Genomic DNA, 21,527 nt, shown 5'->3' with positions numbered 1-21,527 from the left:
CGCATCCTTGGACGCGACTGCATGATGTTTTTTTTGTTAATAGTTTAGTAATGATTTGATTTATATCGGTAAAATGTATTTGTTATATCATTGAATTTGCAAATATGTTTCTTGGTTTAGTTTAAATAAAATAATCATGATAATAGGTTTCGATGCGAAAAGAGCAGCCCAAAACCGTACCGGATTGGGTAATTACAGTCGTTTTGTTATCAGGTTGCTTTCACAACAGCATCCTGAAAATGAATATTATCTTTATGTACCGAAACAAGATAAAATGCCTTATATCACCGAGATCCCTACCTTGTCTAAAGTGAAATTGCATTTTCCGTTGTCTTCATTATGGCGCAGATTCAGTTCCTTGTGGAGAGTGTGGGGGATAACGGAAGATATAAAAAATGATGATGTAAATATATTTCATGGTCTTAGCAATGAACTGCCACTGAATATTACCCGGGCAAAATGTAAGACTGTTGTGACTGTGCATGACTTGATATTTTTGCATTGTCCTCAATATTATCATCTTGTTGACAGATGGATTTACAGATACAAGTTTAGAAAATCATGTCGTCAGGCAGACAAGATTATTGCTGTCAGCGAGTTTACCAAAAAAGAGATAATACGTTATTTTGACATTACTGAATCTAAGATAGAAGTTGTTTATCAAGGATGTGACCCTGTTTTTGGAGAACCTGTTTCAAAGACGAAACTTGAAAAAATAATGGTGGAATATAATCTGCCGTCTAAGTTTCTGCTATATGTAGGTAGTATTGAAGAACGGAAAAATCTCATGCTTGTGGCAAAGGCATTGAAGGTGATTCGGGATGATAATATGATGGAATATTTGCCCAAGGTAGTGGTGGTAGGTAAAGGCACTTCGTATCTTGAACAGGTAAAATCCTATATAAATGACAATGACTTGTCGGATTGTTTTTTCTTCTTTCATAATGTATCATTTCATGATTTGCCTTCATTTTACAAGTTGGCAACGGCTTTTGTATATCCTTCGCGCATTGAAGGCTTCGGCATACCGCTTCTCGAGGCGTTGACGTCAGGGTTGCCTGCCATTGGTTGTTCCGGTTCTTGTCTTGAAGAGGCAGGAGGTCCGGGGTCTGTCTATGTAAAACCGGATGATGCCCAATCTATGGCAAAGGCTGTCTTTTCTGTATTTAATGACGAGAAATTACGCGATGATATGATAGTGCAAGGCTTGAAATATGCCAAAGACAATTTTTCAGATGAGAAACTCAGTGACGACCTGATGAAAGTTTATGAAATGTTATAATTATTGATCTTCGTTTTTAACTATTTATAAATAATGCCTTTAAAATCAACTTCTGTAGGTTTGCAATCAAATATAAGACTTGTATTTTTTAATAATAATATATCTGTTTAGATGTGTTTTTGCTTAAGATAGCTTGTGTTGAATTTGTCAAGTTTTTTTGATTTGTGAAGGATTTATAACGAGAAATCTGAAAATCAATATCATTTTCGTTTAGAAGTTATAATTTGGTAATATTGTCATAAAAACAGTGAATTATTGATATTTGAAAGTTTTGTTACCCGAAAATAAATTTTTTGTTAAAAAAGTTTGTTTTAAAAGAATATATATTTTAAATTTGTTCTGTTTTAAGCGATGTTGTTGTAATGCAGATGGATGAGTGAGGAAATAAGAATAAAGAGTGCAACCGGAACAATAGAAATATAAAGAATAAGTAAAAAGTAAACAATCATAAAAACGAAAAGAATATGAATAAGAAAGTAATGATTATGTTAAGTATTCTTTTGACATTCACTATGTGTAAGAAGAAAGAAGTTGAAGAAATAACGACGTACAACGAACAAATCAACGGTTACGAATATGTTGATTTAGGCTTGCCGAGCGGATTGAAATGGGCTACATGCAATGTGGGAGCAAGTTCACCGTCGGAATACGGTAATTATTACGCCTGGGGAGAAATAGAACCCAAAGAGAGTTACACTCAACAAAATTGTCTTACATTCGGACAAGAAATAGGAGACATAAGTGGAAATCCGCAATATGATGCAGCGAGAGCCAACTGGGGCAGTACTTGGCGAATGCCGACAAAAGTGGAGTTTGAAGAATTAATAAACAACTGCACATGGACATGGACGAGTGAAGGTGAAAATAGAGGCTATAGGGTAACCGGCACAAACGGGAACAGTATCTTTCTACCTGCTGCGGGTTATTGGCGAGGGACATTGCCTAACGCCGATGGTATGGGTGGTTACTGTTGGAGTTCTACGCCGGGTGATTACCATCCTCAGAACGCGTACAACATCATCTTTTATAGTGAAAATAGCTTCATGCATTGGTACTACCGTGACTACGGTCTATCCGTGCGCCCTGTTTCAGAATAGAAGCGAAGCGTGTTGTATTTATTTGGTTCATTTGATTTATTTATCGTGCGGCATTTAAAAGCCGCACGATGCAGATACAGCCTTTAGACAGTCGAAAATTCGTATGTATGTTTTTTTGCATCCGAAGAAAGTGGAAGTTAATTTATGGAGATTTATCGCTTGCCATTAAAATACAATATTTACATGAGGAGACGTCATGTCATGGCGTTTCTGCAATAATGCTGATAAAATAATATAGGTGTCTCAATTGGTTTTATGTCAGATGGATATATCCATAAAGTTTTTTTGTACAGCAAAGTTTTTTTATATCGATAATCATTTGTCATAAAAGTCGGTCATATACCAAAGTATAATTTTATGAAAATTGTACTGTTTGTCAATACATCGAATGATTGTTGAAAACCTCTATTCCTATACGTGCACAAGCCTCGGCATCGGCAAGGGCATGATGATGTTTGGTTAAATCAAACCCGCAATACGCAGCGACGGTTTGTAATTGGTGATTTTCCAAGTCGGGGAACTTGACGACAGAACTTCTGTAAGTACAATAGAAAGGATAATCAGGATATTTCATGTGATAATATGCAAAGACAGCCTTGAGACAACGCTCATCGAATGATTTGTTATGTGCAACAAGAGGAAGGTTGCGGAGATATTTGGATATCTTGTTCCATACTTGTGGAAATATAGGGGCGTCGTCGGTGTCTTTTCTGCATAGTCCGTGTATCTTGGTGTTCCAATAACAGTAATAATTGGGCACGGGCTTGATAAGACTGTAAAAACTGTCTTTTATCTCACGGTCTCGTACAATGACGATACCAACGCTGCATGCGCTCGTAATTTCTCCGTTGGCGGATTCAAAATCAATGGCGGCGAAATCGGTTAGCTCCGGTATTTCTATGTGTTGGCGTTCCGACATCGTTATTTTTTAATCTCAGCATGGAAAACGACAGGGTCGTCTTCTTCATCGAAAATGTCGGATGTGTAGTATGAACCTTCTCTACCATCTTCTTCGAAAATGACAAGACGTACCTTGTGAAAGGTCAATGGCTTCTGACTGTCACAGATTTTTTTTACGTCATTATGACTAAGTCCTTCTATGTCAATCATCTGTAACATCATGGATAGGTCCAAGTCAACATTGATGAATTTGTCCTCCTTTCCATCGTTCCATGCAACACTGATAATTCCTGCAGTGTAAAGTTCGAAATCTTTAATTTCTATTTCTTTCATCTGATTTTTTTGCAAAGATAGTCTTTTTTACAGATGTTTCAAAAAAAATAATGACTACTTGTTGTAGTCGTTTTGTAAGATATGGAAAATGTGTATGTTGTATATGAGTTTTTTATTATTTTTGCAATGTGCATATTTAATGGATGAGATATGAAAAGACTTTTTCTGATATCGATGTTATCATTATATTTTAATATGAGCGTCCTGGCTCAGGAAGTGGAGCCTACGTGGGAGTCCATAAAACAACGCGGATATCCTCAATGGTTCAGCGATGCCAAATTGGGTATTTTTATTCATTGGGGAGTTTACTCAGTGCCTTCTTATTCAAGTCCTGAAGGTTATGGCGAATGGTATTATAGAGGACTTATGACAGGCGATACTGCAAGAGTCAATTTTCAAAAAAGAGTCTATGGCGAGGATTTTACATATAGAGATTTCGACAGTATGTTCAAGGCTGAGTTGTTTTCTGCGGAGCAATGGGCGGACTTGTTTGAAAAGAGCGGTGCACGTTATGTTTTGCTCGTGACAAAACATCATGACGGCTATTGTCTTTGGGACAGTAAATACTCTCCTGATTGGAACAGCGTCGTCGGCGGTCCGAAGCGTAACATTGTTAAGGAATTGACAGATGCGGTGCGCGCAAAGGATATGAAAATGGGTTTTTACTATTCTTTGCCGGAATGGACTAATCCTTTACATATCTGGATGCAGGATGATGACGACTCCATTTCAGATTATGTCGATAACCACATGATTCCTCAGTTTAAGGAGTTGGTTTCTACATATAAGCCTTCCATTGTCTTTGCCGATGGCGAATGGAACAACTCTTCGGAACAATGGCATGCTGCAGAACTTATATCGTGGTATTACAACATCGTTGGCGATGAGGCTATTGTCAATGACCGTTGGGGAGCAGGCTCCGATTATGGGTTCAGGACACCGGAATACAGCTCCGGCATACAAAAGACCGACCGTCCATGGGCTGAATGTAGAGGGCTCGGCCGTTCTTTCGGGCTCAACCGTAACGAACCTCTGCATAATTATCTCACCTCCGACGAGTTGATACGTCATTTTGTCAAACTCGTGTCGGCTGGCGGTGGCATGACACTTAATGTAGGTCCGGCTGCCGATGGCATGATACCTCTTATTCAACAGGAGAGATTGCTCGCACTCGGCAAATGGCTGGAGATAAACGGAGAGGCTGTATATGGGACAAAACCTTATACTAAATTTTATGAGATGAAACCTGTCGAGGTGCGTCGTCATGATTCTGTCATAGACTTTGACTGGGTACGTAACTCACCGGACCCGAGAATCAGCTATGACAATTTTACTGCAACATGGACAACGACGTTTACTCCTGAATATTCGGCAAATTATGTTTTTGAAGTAGAAGTAGATGACAATGCAACTGTTTTTATCGATGATATGGCGGTTATTGATTATAATCCGGCGAAAGGTGAAGAATCTCAAAGCAATGCCGAGGAGGCTGCAAACTGGCGTTCTGCCAAAGGCTCTGTGAAACTTAAGAAAAACCATGACTATACTGTGAAGGTCTGTTATGAGGAAAAAGACATAAATGCCATGATGCGTCTTTTCGTATCATGTAAAGACAGTCCCAAATCCATCTTTGCTACTGAGACAGGTTTCGATGCTGTTTATGAATGTATGCAACCATACGTTTGTTATACTACAAAAGATGATGTTTTATATGCCATAGCCATAGAATATCCTCAGGATTCTCTCGTTCTTGAGCTGCCGAGACCTGACGATGGTACCGTCATCACTATGTTGGGTTGCAGCAAGGTCTTGCCTTGGAGTTATGGAGACGGAAAACTCGTAATAGATACTACTCCATTGAAATATAACGATTTACAAAGTACTGCCGCATGGGTGTTCAAGATTTGTCAAGGTAAATAGTCAATGCTGTCGGCTTCCCGTCATATTTTATTTTGATATGCCACAAGCCATTATCATCTTTGTCGAATAATTCGGTCTTTGACATGGCTTTATCTGTCTTCTTGACTTTCATGCTTTTGTTGTTTATTTTTACCTTCCTTAAATCCAATGAGTTATCATGTAAAATGAATTCCAATGTTTTTATTTTGTCCTGTCCGTCATATCCGTCACCGTAATTTTTAATATTCAATGTCATGACATCATTTTTTATAATACCTTTTATCATAATGAGTTCATAATTACCATTTTCATAACTTCCGAAACTCTTTCCATCGTCAAGATAAATCAATCCGGTGATGCTGTCGTTGTTATTTGGAATATAAGTTTGCAGATAAAGTTTTTTTGCAGACAGAAAATCTGTTGATTTTACATAGTCAGTCATTGGAATGATGCTTCCTGCCTTAACAAATACGGGAATATGTTCGATATTGCATTTTAAAGTAATATTATCGGTGTTTATTATTTTGTTATTGAAGAAGTCGTACCATTCTCCATGAGGCAGTTCACAGGTAATGCTGTCCATGTTTTCATCGACTATGGGAAATATTATCATGTCTTTCCCGAAATAATATCCGGAGGAATAGTTTCTGAACCGGTTGTCCTCAGGGTTGTAAAAATATAATGGAGCTGTAATGGGGGTACCGGAAACGCTGTTGAGCCAAGCGGTGGTGTAGATGTAAGGCAATAATTCATAGCGCAGTTTCATGAAATTGCGTACTATGCGTTTGGTAGTGTCATTGAAGAATACGGGTTCCGATTCTATGTCCGAACCATGAGGGCGCAGTATTGGGGAAAATGTCGCAAACTGGAGCCATCTGGTATAAAGCTGTTCATCTTTTTCTCCGAGTGCAAAACCTCCGGCATCGGAATGTATGTAAGGCAATCCCGACATGCTCATGTTCAACATCAAGGGTATTTGAGCTTTAAGTCCCGACCATGAGCGGCTTACGTCACCCGACCATGGTATTATTCCATATCGTTGCGTTCCGGCGGCACCACTGCGGGCAAGGAAAAACAGTCGTTTGTCGGGGAAATCGCGTCTAAAACGTTCGGCTACGCCTTTTACCCAGTAATGTCCGTAAATATTATGTACTTCATCGGCAGTGCCGTTGACATGACGAATGTCTGAAGGATGACTCTCCGGTTCTCCGAGGTCACCCCAGAAACCGGCACTGCCGATGTCCAATTGTCTCTTGTATTGCTGCCAGAGCCATTCTGAGGTCTCTTCCTTGAAGATGTCGAGAAGACTGCCGTTGCCGAAATAAAAATTGCTGTCTATGTATGTGTTTCCTTCATTATCAACTACAAAAAGTCCTAACGAATCTGCCGTATTATGGTTTTCAAGGCTGTCTATGATATAAGGCTCTGAAATTAGCACTGTTTTTATACCTCTGTTTTTCAGGTCTTTCATCATGTTTTCAGGGGTGGGCCAGGAGGGTTCATACCAGTCCAAACGTCCCAAATGTCCTTTGATGCTGTCGCCGAACCAGTAAAAATCAAGTATCACCGCATCGATGGGAAAATCTTCTTCTTCCATCATTCTTACAATAGAATCTGTCTCGTCTTGATTGCGGTAAGCCATCCTCGACATCAAATTGCCGAATGCCCATACAGGCAACATGGGTTGATAACCTGTGAGGTCATGGTATTGTCTCATGATAGATTGATAGTTGTTGCCCGTTATTATATAATAACGCATGATGCCTCCAATAGTGGAAAACTCTAAAACATTGTCATTTCCAGAATCAATATCCAAATATCCTTTTTGAAAATTGTCGAAAAAAATCAAATATTTTTTTGAAGAAAGAAGCAATGGAATTTGGTAGTTTAGTATTGTGGTTCCATATTGATATGCGTATGAAGCTCTGTTGTATAACGGTAATTTGTTACCTCTTAAATCGAGATCTACGGCTCGTTCACCGCTACCGTAAAAACTTTCGTCTTTATTAATGAAAAATCTAATGCCGTTTCTGTCCTCGGTTTTGAAAAATCTTTCTTCCTCGACGAGAATGGTATCATTATGTGTTAAAAATGTCAGTTTTTGTAAATCTTTTGATATACATACTTCCATTTTGGGACTTTGATAACGTAAATAACCGTCTTCATCGTAAAAAACAAAGTCGTTTTTGACGGGTTTCGCAGTCACTGCTACCGATGAGTCGTTGACGATTATACCATCGTCATGCCATGTCACCTCCATTATAGTGTTGCTAAATGGTCGAAGAGAGATGTTGCCTTTTTGAGTTCTTATGATAACATATTGATTGTTGAAATTATTATACTTTATCTCTTGTGAACTTGCTGTATAGCAACACAATACTGCTGTTATAATTATGAATATGATATGTTTGCGCATAACAGTCGTTTTTATGTATGAAAACAAACAATACATAGATTGGTTTTATTTGTGCATACAGACATTGCTATAGAGACAAATGCCATTTCTGTATGTCGAAATGTAGTGTCAAAAAGGAATCATACTGTTTTCTTTTGCCATTTTGCAAATTTGATATATATCAAAGAAGCAAAGCCAATAAGTATGCCATATACAAATTCGGCAGTCCATACCCATTGAATATCAGTCGTTATTTTGGTCATTATCCAAGTGTATATGACATAAATGGCGAGAATACCCAATTCTACAAATAATGCAGATCTCGTGTTGCCTGTCCCGGAGATGGTTTCAAAATAATTGCAACCGAAAGCTTGCAGAAATGTTGATACGCAGACGACATAAATAGAAGGTATGGCAATACGGGCGAGTTCTGAGTCTTCGGTGTATATGCTCATTATTTGTGTCGGGAATAAGGCTGCAAATCCAACAAGAAAGACACAACACAACAGACAGTTGTACAATACTTTTGTTGTCGTTGACAGAACTTCGTCCGATTTTCCTTCTCCGATAATACGGCTTGTAAGAGTGTTTGAGGTAGATGCAAAACCTATCACAGGAATAAACATTATCATATAAACACTGCGAACTATTGATGATATGCCTATTGCCGTTTCACCCATCTTTTCAATGAAAATGAAGAAGATAAACCAAGAACTGAACGACAACAGCTTCTGTATCATGGTAGGCGTCGCCACTTTGAGTATTCTTTTCATCAGATCTTTTTCCATCCTGTGAATCTTGAACATTCCGTAGTCTGATTTTCTGAAATAAAGATATGAATAGATGTTGAAGAAGATGAATGCCGACACTTCAGCCATGAATGATGCCAAGGCAGCGCCGCCGACTCCCATATCCGGGAATCTCCAATTGCCGAAAATAAGGCAATAATCCAGTATAATGTTGACTACCGCCATTATCACAGTTGAATAGGTGATGACTTTGGTGTCGGAGATGCCAATGTATAAAGAACGGTATAAATAATTGAAACACACTATTATGATTCCGTACTGTCGATATTTGATGTACTCCATTGAAGCAGCATATATGTTGTCGGAATCTATGATGAACTGCAATATATGACCGGAGAATACACTAAGCACAGTGAATAAAATGACTCCTAAGCAAAAGATGAATATTGCACCATGTTGAAATATGATGCCTATTCTGTGGAAGTTTTGTTCTCCATAACGGCGGGCAGTGATGATTTGTATTCCTACGGCAAAACCCATTGCCATGGTGGTGAAAACAAAATAATATAATCCTGCAATCATGGAAGCACCCAACTCCACAACGCCGAGATGTCCTAAAAAGGCTGTATCGGTGAATGTTATTATTGTTTGTGCAAGATTACCTAACATGATAGGTACTGCTATCCTCCATATTTCCCGGTTGCTTACACTGCTTTTCATAATATATTTATTGATACTTAATGTTTTAAGTTTGATGAAACATAAATGCAAATATAAGAAATTTTGTTCGTTTTTATTATGTTGTTTTTGTCCTTTTATTGAACTTTCTCGTTTTGTTTTTCAAAGAGATGATATAAAAATGTAAAATATTTCCGTTATTAGAGAAAAAATGTTATCTTTGTAGTCTGACTTCATATTTGCAATGAAGTTGGTATTTTGTAGTAATAAATTGATAATTAACAATTTGATTATGGATAGGAAAGAGTTTCTTGCTGCGGTTGGTGGATTGGCATTATTCAGCATAGTGCCGAGCAAGGTGTTAGGTGGAGAAAGACACATAGCACCGAGTGACCAGCTTACCAAAGGAATAATAGGTGTAGGCGGCATTGGACGTTCGTCATCACATTTTTATAGTAATGAAGCCTGTCGTTTGACAGCTGTCTGTGACGTGGATTCCAAACATCTTCAGGCTGCTGTAAACCAGGCAAAAGAAAAACTTGGCGAGAATGTTGCGGCTTATAGCAACTATCGCGATCTGATAACAGACCCTAATGTTGACATAGTGCATATAGCGACACCTCCGCACTGGCATGGCATCATGGCTGTAGAAGCTGCTATGGCGGGTAAGGATATTTGGTGCGAAAAACCTATGACCAGGACAATAGGAGAGGGCATTAAGGTTATGGAGGCTGTCCGTCAAAATGGACGCATCTTTCGTCTAAATACATGGTTCCGTTTCAAAGATACCTTTTACGGTCTCGGTACTACAGTGGAGCCTCTTAAAAAGCTGGTGGATAGCGGCTTGTTGGGTTGGCCTTTGACAGTGACAGTATCGGCTCATACCGGCTTCAACTGGAAGTTCTTCTGGGTTGGCAAAGTGAACCTCCAACCGCAACCGGTGCCTTCCAATCTCGACTATGACTTCTGGCTCGGTCCCGCTCCGTATAAACCTTATAATGAACATCGTACTCATCAGACCTTCAGAGGCTACTGGGATTATGACGGTGGCGGTCTCGCCGACATGGGACAACATTATTTAGACCCGGTGCAATATATTCTCGGTAAAGATGATACTTCTCCGGTGAAAGTAGAGGTGGATGCTCCTCAACAACATTATGATGCTGTAGGTACTTGGCGTACAATAACTTATACATATAACGACGGTTGTCGTATCATTCTTGAAGGTGAAGATAACGGAGACCCTAAGGCACCGTATATAGAAGGTCCTAAGGGTAAACTGTTCAAAGGCTTCGAATGTACTATTCCCAATGTCATGCAACGTCTTAACGACTTTCCTGACCCACAACCGCAGAATACAGACTTCTTGGACTGCGTCAGGACGAGGAAGAAATTCGCCCTCAACGAGGAAAATGGCTTTAGATCTTCTACCATCGTCAATATGGGTGTATGTGCTCTCCGTCTTAACAGAACTTTGTATTTCGACCCGGTATCACTTCGTTTTGTTAATGATGATGCCGCCAACCAACTGTTGAACCAACAAATGAGAATGCCATGGAAAATATGAGAAAGATAATGAAAATGATAGGCGTCGTGACCATCGTCATTATGCTGTTGTCACTGTCGTATAACTCTGTAGCACAGACAGTAGATGAGAGAAACCGTACTGCTGTAACACTCGTTGCTGACGTACTCGACCAGTTGCCGGCTCAGGATATCAATGAATATAATACTCTCATGTCGGAACTCTTGTCTAATACTATGGAGAATGTCAGAGAATTGATAGCTTTATGGTCACCGTCTAATAATGGCGCTAACGATAAAATTGAATATGCACTCTATGGCATGTCTGATTTTGTTACTTCTCCTGAAGGAATGACGTTTAGAGACGATTTGTTCAGTACTTTGATACAGTTGTTTGAATCTTCAGATGATGATGAGATTAGGATGATTCTTGTCAACATGATTGGAAAATTCGCCAACGCCAAGGAGATGTCATTGATAATGAAATATGCGGAAAATGAGGCTCTTGAAGATGCTGTGATGCGAGCTGTGATATCTGTATCCGGGACAGAAGCCATGATACGTTCTGCCATGCGTGAAGACAAAATAAACAGGAAACTTCTTGCTTATGCTGCCGGATACAAAAGAATACCTAAAACAGAGAGTATTCTTATTTCATGGCTTGAAGGTGCCGACGACAATCTCAAAAGTAATGTTTATTACGCCCTTTCTGAAGTGGGAACAGCGACATCAGTACCCGTCCTTGCTCAGGCAGCGGCAGAGACTGACTACTCTCTTGAATCGACCAATGCTACCGCTTATTATCTCAGACTGTTGTATAATATAGCATCCAACAGTATGGGGGAGGTTATGAAAGATATTAAAAATAGTACTGTTAATGATACTGTTTTAATCGATAATGAGTTGAAAAAACTGTTTAAGGTTAAAAAGGTTAATGTCAAAACATCTGCTATGGAGATTATGGCTGCCATGCATGGCGAGGATGCAGTCGAGCCTCTTGTTAAGATGGTAAAAAATAAGGACCCACAGGTTCGTAATACCGCTTTACGTCTTCTTAAACCATACGCCACACCTGCAGTGCGCACTGCTGTGGTTGACAAGGCAAAGAAGACTGTCGTTAAAGTAGATGTCCTTAACTGGCTCGCTTCTCTGCATGATTCAACACAGAAGGAATTTATCAATAAACAACTTAAGTCCAAGAAACCCGATGTGGCAGAGGCTGCAATACTTGCTGTCGGTGCTTCTGAGGAACCTGAGGAACTCGTTTCTCTCGTTTCTGTTATAGGAAAGAATCATGATGACCTTTTGAAATCAGTGTTGTGCTCGTATAAATTTAATGTTTATTTTGTGTTGGACAGTGCTTTAAATTGCGGTGTACAACAACAACTTTTTGCTCTTGATGTGTTGTCTGACCGTTCATGCCCCGGCGTTTATGGAAAAGTCAATGCTATGCTCGAATCTGATAATGCTGAGATTAAGGATGCTGCATACAAAGCTTTGGCAGGCGTCACATCTCCTACTAATATAAATACTCTTAAAGATATGCTTATCAGTGTAGATGAACGTTATGTCCCTGATGTGCAGAATGCTTTGATAAAAGCATTGTCTTTTCTTGATGGAATACGTGTAGATGATTTCATGTCATCGATAAAAAAACTTGGTGATGATAAAAAACCTCGTTTTTTCAAGGTATGGGCTTCTTTGGACAATGATAAGGCATTAACAAATCTTGTAGATAGCTATAATAAAGGTATTAATCCTGATAAGGCTCTTGAGGCACTTCTCACTGTTGACAATTATTCTATCGCTCCGATGTTATTGGATATTGCAAAACGTAATCGTTCCATGTCCGATACTATTTACGATCGTTATGTGACTTTGGTGAGGAATGCTGATATTTCTGATGTGGAAAGAATGTCATGCTATCGCAATCTCCTCGCTCTTAATCCAAGTTATTACATAAAGAATAAGGTTATGAATGCCATATCCGAGACTGACAGCTATGCCGGACTGATGATGGTGGCAGATTATGTTAACGATGTAAATACTGTTAAGAGTGCTGCCAATGCTGTTCTCGCAATAGCATGCAGAAATCCTCAGTATAACGGAAGTGAAATAATACAACTGCTTGAAAGAATTAAGAATGTTTTTAATGATGAAGACGCAGCTTATAAGAAAACACAAATCGATGAACATATCAAGAAGATTGCCAAAGTGCCTGCTTATCAACTCTCAGAGAGTGAACAAAAAGAAGGTTTCGTGATACTCTTCGACGGTACTAATCTCGACCAATGGATAGGTGACAAGACCAATTATGTTGTGAGAGATGGTAATATTTATGTGTCGGCTAACTATGGTAATGATGGTAACCTTTATACAGTTAAGGAATACGATAATTTTGTTTTGCGTTTTGAGTTTTGTTTCACACGTCCCGGTGTCAATAACGGCGTGGGTATTAGAACTCCAATGAATGTAGATGCTGCATACGAAGGTATGGAGATCCAGATACTTGACCATGACGCTCCTATTTATAAAGGCTTGCATGATTATCAGGTTCATGGTTCTGTCTATGGTGTTATACCGGCAAAACGTTATGTGTTTCCGGAACTCGGCACCTGGATAACGGAAGAGATAGTTGCTGATGGCGATAATATCAAGGTCACTGTCAATGGAGTGGTCATTCTGGATGGTAATATCCGTAAGGCTTGTAACGGACGCAACATGGGACCTGAAGGCATGAAAGGTAATCCTAATACCGTCGATGGTAATAACCACCCCGGCCTGTTTAATAAAAAAGGTCATATCAGTTTCTGCGGTCATGGAGAAGGTTTGCTGTTAAGAAATATCAGAATAAAAGAACTTTAAGATATAGTGTTTATTATGAACGCGGCGCTCCGGTTGAGTGTCGCGTTTTTTCTTTCATAAATAATTTATTTTGCATTATGGTATGTCGATAATTATCACTATCTTTGCATGAAATCAGAGAACTTATGAGCAGAATTAAAGTGTTGTTGATTTGTATATTGTATTTTTTGAATGTGTCTTTGTGTGCACAAACGGTATCCGGCACTTTTTATAATGTGCCTCCGCAAATGGTTTATTTGAATGCTTATACAGGACTGTATATGGAAACTGTTGACTCTGTGATGATGTCAGAGGATGGCCGTGTGGAGTTCGACAATGTCGGTCATAAGGGAATGTATCAGATAGAGACAGAATTAGGTCTGTATTTCGACTTTCTTTGTGATGACGAACCGGTGGCTTTCGTGCTGAAAAATGAAAATAATGTCGTTTCAGTAGAATTTATACGTTCTCGGCTGAATAACGATTGGCATAAATATAAAAATGAAAGGGCTTCGTATGACGAGAAACAACAGTTACTGAAGCATGTGCTGCGCAATTATGACAGCAATACATCTTTTTATAAAGAAGCAAAATATGAATTTGAAAAAAATCAAACTGATTTTAAAAACTTTACCGACTCATTGATAAGTCATGGTAATTATGCTTCTAAACTTATTTCTGTTGACAGACCTCCTTTTATAAATACTGATGACAGTTTTACAAAACAACGTGAGGATATGAAAACAGCTTTTTTTGAAATGGTGGACTTCACTGATACTACATTGATTCCTACTAATGTCTTGACAACAAAAGTGATAGATTATCTGTCAATATTGCAGTTCCAGGGACAAACACCTTCGGAACAGGAGTTTTCTGTCATACTCGGAATTGACAATGTGATGAATTTGGCTTCTGTCTCTTATCCCATGTACAGGTTTGTTTTTGAATATCTTATGATAGGATTCCATGAACTCGGTTTTAATGCATATTTAGATTATTTGATGCGTATGCCTTATGTAGAACAGCTTGATGCTGACGATGTAGAGTTGGAAGAGATTTATGATTTGGCTGAGAAATATAGCAGAGTGAAAATTGGTATTAAGGCTCCCGAAATAACAGGTGTTGATATCAATAATGTTGAGTTTGATTTGTATGATATTGATAATGATTATGTCATTTTACTGTTTTGGTCATATTCATGTGCTCACTGCAGGGAGATAATGAAAGAAATGAAGTATTTTTTAAAAGAAAATACTGATTTTACTTTTCTTTCCGTATGCGTCAATGGTGAGAGAAAAGATATAAAGAAGTTGATTAGAAAAAATGGTTTGAAGGGTTATTTTTATCATGACGGGTTGAGTTGGAATAGTCCGGTCGTCAATGCTTATGCAGTGACAGCCACGCCTTCGATTTTTATTATTGACAAAGATAAAAAGATAGTGGCGAAACCTTTTGGTTTTGAAGAGATAAATGATTTTGTTAACAGTATTAGATAAATTATTATGAGATTCGTTTTAGCATTATTTTTGCTTTTTGCAGTATCGTTCTGCACCTTTGCTCAGACTGATGAAGATAAATGGGTGGACTCTGTCTTTCAATCCCTTGATTTGGTGGAACGTATTGGGCAGATTGTCAACGTAAGGGCCAATCAGCCTAATCAACCTTTCAATAAGGAAATTGACAGATATGTCAGAGATTATAATATTGGAGGCGTCACTTTCTTTCGCACTGATGCCGCCTTGTTGTTGCAGCAGTCTAATGAATGGCAGTCTGTCGCTAAGACACCTCTAATGGTTGCTATTGATGCCGAGTGGGGACTTGGAATGCGTTTGAATGATGCCATCTCATATCCTTATCAGATGACTTTGGGTGCTCTGCAAAATGATGAGCTTATAAGAGAAATGGGCGAACAGATAGCAGAGCAGTGTCACAGACTCGGGATATCTGTTAACTTCGCTCCTGATGTTGACGTCAATAACGAACCGAGAAATCCGGTGATAGGGATGCGCAGCTTCGGCGAAAATCCGGAGATAGTATCTGAAAAAGGATTGAAATATGCTCTCGCTCTTCAAAATAATGGCATCTTGCCTACAATGAAACATTTTCCCGGTCATGGCAATACTCATACCGACTCCCATGATGAATTGCCAAAAGTGGACAGAAGTTTGAAAGATGTTCGTAAAATTGAACTTAAACCTTTTGAAAATCTTATTGATGCAGGTGTTCAGGGTGTGATGGTGGGGCATCTTTATCTTCCGGCTTTGGAACCGGTACATAATACTTCATCTTCTTTGTCAAAAAATATAGTCACGGACTTGCTTAAAAAAGAAATGGGCTTCGACGGCATTATAGTGACTGACGGTCTCGACATGAAAGGCGCATATTCCAATTCTACTGCCGACAGTGTCGCTTTCGAGGCTCTTATGGCCGGTAATGACATACTCCTTATCCCTGCCGATATCGATAACTCTATCAAGATTATCAGAGATGCAGCAGAACATGATCCTGCCGTGAGAGATAGAATAGATGAGAGTTGCAGGAAAGTGCTCAAATATAAATATAGACTCGGTCTGAATAATTATACTCCTCAGTCAACGGTGAACCTCGCTAATGATTTGAATAAACCTCGTTATCTTAACCTTAAACAAAGACTTTACAATGAGGCTGTCACTATGTTGCGTAATGACAAGACATTGCCACTCGTGCCTTCTCAGTCAATGAAAATTGCTGTTGTTACTGTGGGTGACGATAATATGATGGCAAAACTTCTTTCATCGCAGAATTGGACTGTCAAGGCTTACAATATAAATAAAGATATGTCGCTCGAGGCATCAGACAGGTTGTTAAAAGAACTGAAAGATTATGATTATGTAATAATGAATGTTCAGAAGACTTCAATTTATGCTTCTTCCAATTATGGTATTTCTCTTTCCACACGAGAGTTTGTCAAGAAATTGTGTAAGAAAAACAAAAGTGTAGTCGTGAATTTGTTCGCATGTCCTTATGCTCTTGATTTGTTCGACCTCGGACAGAGACCTGCTGCTGTTATTGTCGCTTATGAGGATAACGATTATGCCGTGAAAGCAGTGTCTGATGTCATACTCGGCAAGATAAATCCTGTCGGTAAATTGCCTGTCACTATTAACAAAAAATATAAATTCGGCTATGGTATTCAATATCAAGGTTGGCTTACTCCGGAATCTTTGCCTGTAGCTATGATTGACAACGAATATACTCGGAAAGTCGATTCTTTGGCAATGGAAGCCATAAACCGTAAAATGACTCCCGGCTGTCAGATTATAGCTCTTAAAGACGGAAAGATAATTTATGACAAAACTTTCGGGTATTATACCTATGACTGTAATAATGATGTGAATAGAGAAAGTATTTACGACTTGGCTTCTCTTACAAAGATTTTTGCATCGACTTTTGCTGTGATGAAATTGTATGATGAAGGTAAAATAGATCTCGATGCTAAACTTGGCGACTTCTTTCCTTATCTGAGGTTTACCGACAAAGGTGATATTGGACTTGTTGAGATTCTTACTCATCAGTCGGGATTGCCGTCTTGGATACCTTTTTATAAAACTACACTTGATGATATGGGCGGTGAGAATAGCATATACCGGTTTTCCATTGATGAAGAGCATAATGTTCGTGTGGCGGAAAATCTATATGTGTCAAAAGATTATGCTCGAGAGATATTCGATATTATCAAGGAAGCTCCGATGAAGGAGAAGAAATATGAATACAGCGATATAGGATTCTATTATATTCCAATGATAGTAGAGATGTTGACAAATCAGTCTTTCGAAGATTATTTGGAAGAAAATTTTTATAAACCTCTTTGTTTGAAGAATACATTTTTTAAACCTTTGAAACACACCGAAAAAGATAATATCGTTCCTACTGAGGACGACAAGACATTTCGCAAACAACTGTTATGTGGTGATGTCCATGACCCTGTCGCTGCGTTGTTTGGCGGAGTGTCGGGTCATGCCGGATTGTTCTCCAATGCAAGGGATCTTGCCGTCATGATGCAATTGTTGCTTGAAAACGGTTATGCCAACAGGACACAGTTTTTCTCAGAAGAGACGGTGAGATATTTCACTTCAGCGCCTTTTGTTGACAATATGAATCGTCGCGGTATTGGTTTCGACAAACCGGAAGTCAATCCCGATATACCATATTATACTCCTTCAAAACAATCCTCGATGGAGAGTTTCGGACATACGGGTTTTACCGGTACCTTTGTCTGGGCAGACCCGCAGAATAATCTCGTCGTGGTGTTCTTGTCCAACAGAGTCTGTCCTGATGCCGACAATAACAAGTTGTCGAGAAACAATATCAGGACTATGATACACGATTGCTTCTATGACGCTGTCAAATGATTAGTTGTCATTGGGGTTTATTGGGAATTTATCCCAAAGTTGATACTTCTTGCCCATGGACTTGACAAAACTTTTCCACATGTTGGATGGGTGGGTGTGAAGTATCATTTTGCTGCTTATTCTGCCAACAAGCCATGAGTTGTTTTCCAACTCGTCATGCAACTGACTGCAGTCCCAACCGCAATAGCCAACATAAAACCGTATTTCGTGATGTTGTATCAGTCCGTTTTTGATTAATGCCTTGACAGCATTGAAATTGCCTCCCCAAAAAATGCCGTCGCATATCTCGGTGGATTCCGGTATATGTTCGCCAAGCGTATGCAAATAGAAGATACTGTCGCTGGAGACAGGTCCTCCAAGATAGACATCCCCGTCGAATTTTGGAAAGTCCTTAATTATATCATTGATACCCAATGGTAGTTTCTTATTCAATATGATGCCTAAAGTGCCTTCATTTTCATTATGATCTATAATCAACACTGTTGAACGTTCGAAATAATAACTATTTAAAAACGGTTCCGACATCAAGACCTTGCCTGCTTCTATTTTTGTAGTGTTACTTTGAATGTAAAATAGTTCTTCTTTATTCATAGTGTTAATAGTTAGTTATGTTATACAATTTCTTCTTAATCCATATCAATGTAAAGAACCATAAATAATAAAAATAATTGGTTTTGTGTTAATGTTGTACATTATTTGCTAATTTTGTACGATTTATTCAAAATAATCATCTTTACAAGATATTTATGGAAAATTGCGACAAATTTAATTTTCTCAGAGAAAAATTCTCGTTTTTCCGTTTCCAAAAATACGAATATATTTTGGATAAAAGTGGTGTTCTGTGTGTTAAATTTTTGTTTTCTTTGAACGATGAGATTTTCTTTCGACCTTCGTTTGAAATACCGTCAAGAGATTTTTATTATTGGAATGATATATCTGATAATCAATTGAATACGTTGATAGCTAATATTGGGATGGTCGAATTGGTGAGTTATTGGAAGTTGGCTTGTCCCAAAATGGTTTATGTCGATGTCATGCATCTTGACGATTATCAGACAAAATGGTGGCGGAAATTGTATTACAACGGCTTGGGTGAATTCTTTTATTTGAATGGCATAAAAACCGATATGGATTCTTTTATGCAGATAGTGAGTACTTCTGATAATGATTGTCCTGCTGTTGAAGTTGACCTTGAAGACAGAACTTTGGTGCCCGTGGGTGGCGGTAAAGATTCTGTAGTCACTTTGGAGTTGTTGAAAGACAAAACACAAGTCATTCCAATGATAATAAATCCTCGTGCAGCTACCACGGAATGTGTCTCAGTATTCGGTGTCGATTTAGAGGATACTGCTGTTGTCAAAAGGACTCTTGATGCAACGATGCTGAAAATGAATGCTGAAGGCTATCTTAATGGTCATACCCCGTTCTCGGCTCTGTTGGCATTTTTTACTTTGTTGCTCGGGTTTGGCACAAAATCTCGCTATATTGCTTTATCCAATGAGTCGAGTGCCAATGAACCTACTGTGCCCGACAGCGAGATAAATCATCAGTATAGTAAGTCTATAGCTTTTGAAAATGATTTCAGAGATTATGTAAAACGTTATATTAGTGCTGATATTCAATATTTCAGCTTTTTACGCCCTTTGAGTGAACTGCAGATAGCACAGCAATTTGCTTTATGTGTCCCGTATTTTAACCATTTTAAAAGTTGCAATGCCGGCAGTAAAACCGATGTGTGGTGCGGCAGTTGTCCTAAATGTTTATTTACATGGATCATCTTGTCTCCTTTTATATCTTTGAAAAATCTTACAGATATTTTCGGTAAGAATATGTGGAAAGACAAATCGTTAAAACCTGTGTTGTTGCAACTTGCAGGCTTGACTGACATTAAGCCTTTCGAATGTGTGGGAACTGTAGATGAGGTGAGGGCTTGTCTTAACTATGCGTTGGATGATTTGGAAGATGTTACAGATACCTTGTTGGAAGGGCTTGACAGATTCAAAGTACCGTCAACGGAAGAACTGTTATGCAGTTATAATGAGAATAACAATCTGCCGTACAGGTTTGATGAAATAATTAGAAAGAAAATCTATGAACTCAATAATAAGTTTTCTTAAGAACAGAAGAATTTTGATTCTCGGCTTCGGAATAGAAGGACGTTCGACATTGCAATTCATCGAAAAATACATTCCGGATACTGATGTCGCCATAGCAGACAGAAATCCTTTGCCATTAGAGAATTACAAAGATAAATATCCCGTCTTTTCAGGCGATGATTATTTGAAAGATGCTTTGTTACAATATAATGACCTCGTTATAAAGTCCCCCGGCATTAAGATGAATGCCGAAAATCTCAATGATGTGGAAGTAGCATCGCAAACTGATTTGTTTTTAAGGAGTTATGCGGATATTACTATAGGTGTCACTGGTACCAAAGGAAAGAGCACGACTGCCTCTTTGGTGTATCATCTGTTGAAGAGTGCAGGTAGAAATGTCTTTCTTGCAGGCAACATTGGACTGCCTGTTTTTGATATTGTTCCTTTGCTTGACAAAAATTCCATAGTGGCGTTTGAGTTATCTGCTCATCAATTGCAGCGTATTCATCGCAGCCCCCATGTGGGCGTTTTTATTAATCTGTTTGAAGAGCATTTGGATTATTTCGGGACTTTTCAAGCATATAAAGAGGCTAAATATAACATCTTCAGATATATGAAAGAAGGTGATATTGCAGTTACAAATGACAGTATCGCTTCATTTATTGAAAATAAGAGTATTAATGTTGTTGATTATAACTCATTGGATATCAGCCTGAATAAAGATTTGCTGCCGTTTAGGGGAGAGCATAATATAAAAGATGCCAAAGCAGCGCTTTGTGCATGTAAGGCAATGGGAGAGGATGTGGATAAAATGTTGCCATACATTTATACTTTTCGACCGCTTCAGCACAGACAGGAATTTGTCGGAACGTTTCATGGAGTGTCATTTTACAACGATAGCATATCTACAATACCGCAGACGGCTGTAGCCGCCCTTGAGACAATTCCCGATGTCACATTCTTATTGTTGGGCGGCTTGGACAGAGATGTGGATTATTCTTTTCTCGTGAACTATCTCGTCGCTAATCCGGTGAAATATGTGCTTTATACCGGAAAGGCAGGCAAAAGGATTTTTGAAGAACTTGTTAATGCTTCATATAAAGGTATAATGTTGCATTATGACACTATGGAAGAGGCGTTCAATATCATAAAATCTTATGCCTCACCCGGCGACGTATGTCTTCTGTCTCCTGCAGCAGCGAGTTATGACAGATATGTTAATTTTCAGGAAAGAGGAAATTTGTTTAAAAACCTTGCCACCAAGTTTTAAATTTTGCTATTTCGGAAGTAGAAATTTTAATTTCAGGTTTACATCTCATGAACGACTCTTAGGATGAAT

14 protein-coding genes are annotated in these 21,527 nt (G+C 38.7%); 9 read left to right on the top strand and 5 right to left on the bottom strand.

Translation table 11 applies throughout. The features are described from left to right. Positions 1 to 136: 136 nt before the first annotated feature. The gene (locus ACZOVS_RS06205; RefSeq protein WP_483996364.1) at positions 137 to 1,282 is read left to right on the top strand and encodes a glycosyltransferase family 4 protein; all 1,146 of its coding nucleotides are present in this window, start codon (positions 137 to 139) and stop codon (positions 1,280 to 1,282) included. Positions 1,283 to 1,746: 464 nt separating this feature from the next. Beyond that, positions 1,747 to 2,379 (top strand): Lcl C-terminal domain-containing protein, encoded by a 633-nt coding sequence (locus ACZOVS_RS06200; protein WP_483996363.1) that lies wholly within the window; start codon positions 1,747 to 1,749, stop codon positions 2,377 to 2,379. 376 nt (positions 2,380 to 2,755) lie between these two features. Here the strand turns inward: ACZOVS_RS06200 and ACZOVS_RS06195 are convergent, their stop codons facing one another. Beyond that, entirely contained in the window at positions 2,756 to 3,298 is a 543-nt protein-coding gene (locus tag ACZOVS_RS06195; RefSeq protein ID WP_483996362.1) for a 3'-5' exonuclease, read from the bottom strand. 2 nt (positions 3,299 to 3,300) lie between these two features. Next, a complete protein-coding gene (locus tag ACZOVS_RS06190; RefSeq protein WP_483996361.1) occupies positions 3,301 to 3,612 on the bottom strand; it encodes a hypothetical protein in 312 nt (103 codons plus the stop codon). A 150-nt stretch (positions 3,613 to 3,762) separates the two neighbouring features. Here ACZOVS_RS06190 and ACZOVS_RS06185 point away from each other — a divergent pair, with 150 nt between their 5' ends. Further along, positions 3,763 to 5,532, top strand: coding sequence for an alpha-L-fucosidase (locus tag ACZOVS_RS06185; protein ID WP_483996360.1), 1,770 nt, complete (start codon positions 3,763 to 3,765; stop codon positions 5,530 to 5,532). Here ACZOVS_RS06185 and ACZOVS_RS06180 read toward each other — a convergent pair. Next, positions 5,510 to 7,927, bottom strand: a complete 2,418-nt coding sequence (locus tag ACZOVS_RS06180; protein ID WP_483996359.1) for a TIM-barrel domain-containing protein — start codon at positions 7,925 to 7,927, stop codon at positions 5,510 to 5,512. The two genes, ACZOVS_RS06185 and ACZOVS_RS06180, sit on opposite strands and share 23 nt — an antisense overlap. A gap of 119 nt (positions 7,928 to 8,046) precedes the next feature. Continuing rightward, positions 8,047 to 9,375 (bottom strand): MATE family efflux transporter, encoded by a 1,329-nt coding sequence (locus tag ACZOVS_RS06175; RefSeq protein ID WP_483996358.1) that lies wholly within the window; start codon positions 9,373 to 9,375, stop codon positions 8,047 to 8,049. A gap of 244 nt (positions 9,376 to 9,619) precedes the next feature. On the opposite strand from ACZOVS_RS06175, the gene ACZOVS_RS06170 reads away from it, so the two are divergent. The 4 genes from ACZOVS_RS06170 to ACZOVS_RS06155 all read left to right on the top strand — a co-directional run bounded on the left by ACZOVS_RS06170 (position 9,620) and on the right by ACZOVS_RS06155 (position 18,092). Next, positions 9,620 to 10,900: a Gfo/Idh/MocA family oxidoreductase gene (locus tag ACZOVS_RS06170; RefSeq protein WP_483996374.1), complete on the top strand. Its 1,281-nt coding sequence runs from the start codon at positions 9,620 to 9,622 to the stop codon at positions 10,898 to 10,900. Next, positions 10,888 to 13,722, top strand: coding sequence for a 3-keto-alpha-glucoside-1,2-lyase-like domain-containing protein (locus ACZOVS_RS06165; RefSeq protein ID WP_483996357.1), 2,835 nt, complete (start codon positions 10,888 to 10,890; stop codon positions 13,720 to 13,722). The genes ACZOVS_RS06170 and ACZOVS_RS06165 overlap by 13 nt, the downstream gene beginning before the upstream one ends. Positions 13,723 to 13,847: 125 nt before the next feature. Further along, entirely contained in the window at positions 13,848 to 15,197 is a 1,350-nt protein-coding gene (locus tag ACZOVS_RS06160) for a TlpA family protein disulfide reductase (protein ID WP_483996356.1), read from the top strand. A 6-nt stretch (positions 15,198 to 15,203) separates the two neighbouring features. Beyond that, positions 15,204 to 18,092: a serine hydrolase domain-containing protein gene (locus ACZOVS_RS06155; protein WP_483996355.1), complete on the top strand. Its 2,889-nt coding sequence runs from the start codon at positions 15,204 to 15,206 to the stop codon at positions 18,090 to 18,092. Here ACZOVS_RS06155 and ACZOVS_RS06150 read toward each other — a convergent pair whose 3' ends face one another. Further along, positions 18,093 to 18,683, bottom strand: a complete 591-nt coding sequence (locus ACZOVS_RS06150; protein ID WP_483996354.1) for a YqgE/AlgH family protein — start codon at positions 18,681 to 18,683, stop codon at positions 18,093 to 18,095. Between the two features lie 155 nt (positions 18,684 to 18,838). Here ACZOVS_RS06150 and ACZOVS_RS06145 point away from each other — a divergent pair, with 155 nt between their 5' ends. Then, positions 18,839 to 20,209 (top strand): MurL-like N-terminal domain-containing, encoded by a 1,371-nt coding sequence (locus ACZOVS_RS06145; RefSeq protein WP_483996353.1) that lies wholly within the window; start codon positions 18,839 to 18,841, stop codon positions 20,207 to 20,209. Further along, a complete protein-coding gene (gene murD, locus ACZOVS_RS06140) occupies positions 20,184 to 21,458 on the top strand; it encodes a UDP-N-acetylmuramoyl-L-alanine--D-glutamate ligase (protein WP_483996352.1) in 1,275 nt (424 codons plus the stop codon). Before ACZOVS_RS06145 ends, murD begins: the two co-directional genes overlap by 26 nt. Positions 21,459 to 21,527 lie beyond the last annotated feature (69 nt).

It is taken from the genome of Candidatus Limimorpha avicola, from assembly GCF_056978975.1.
This window is presented reverse-complemented; position numbering and strand designations above follow the sequence as displayed.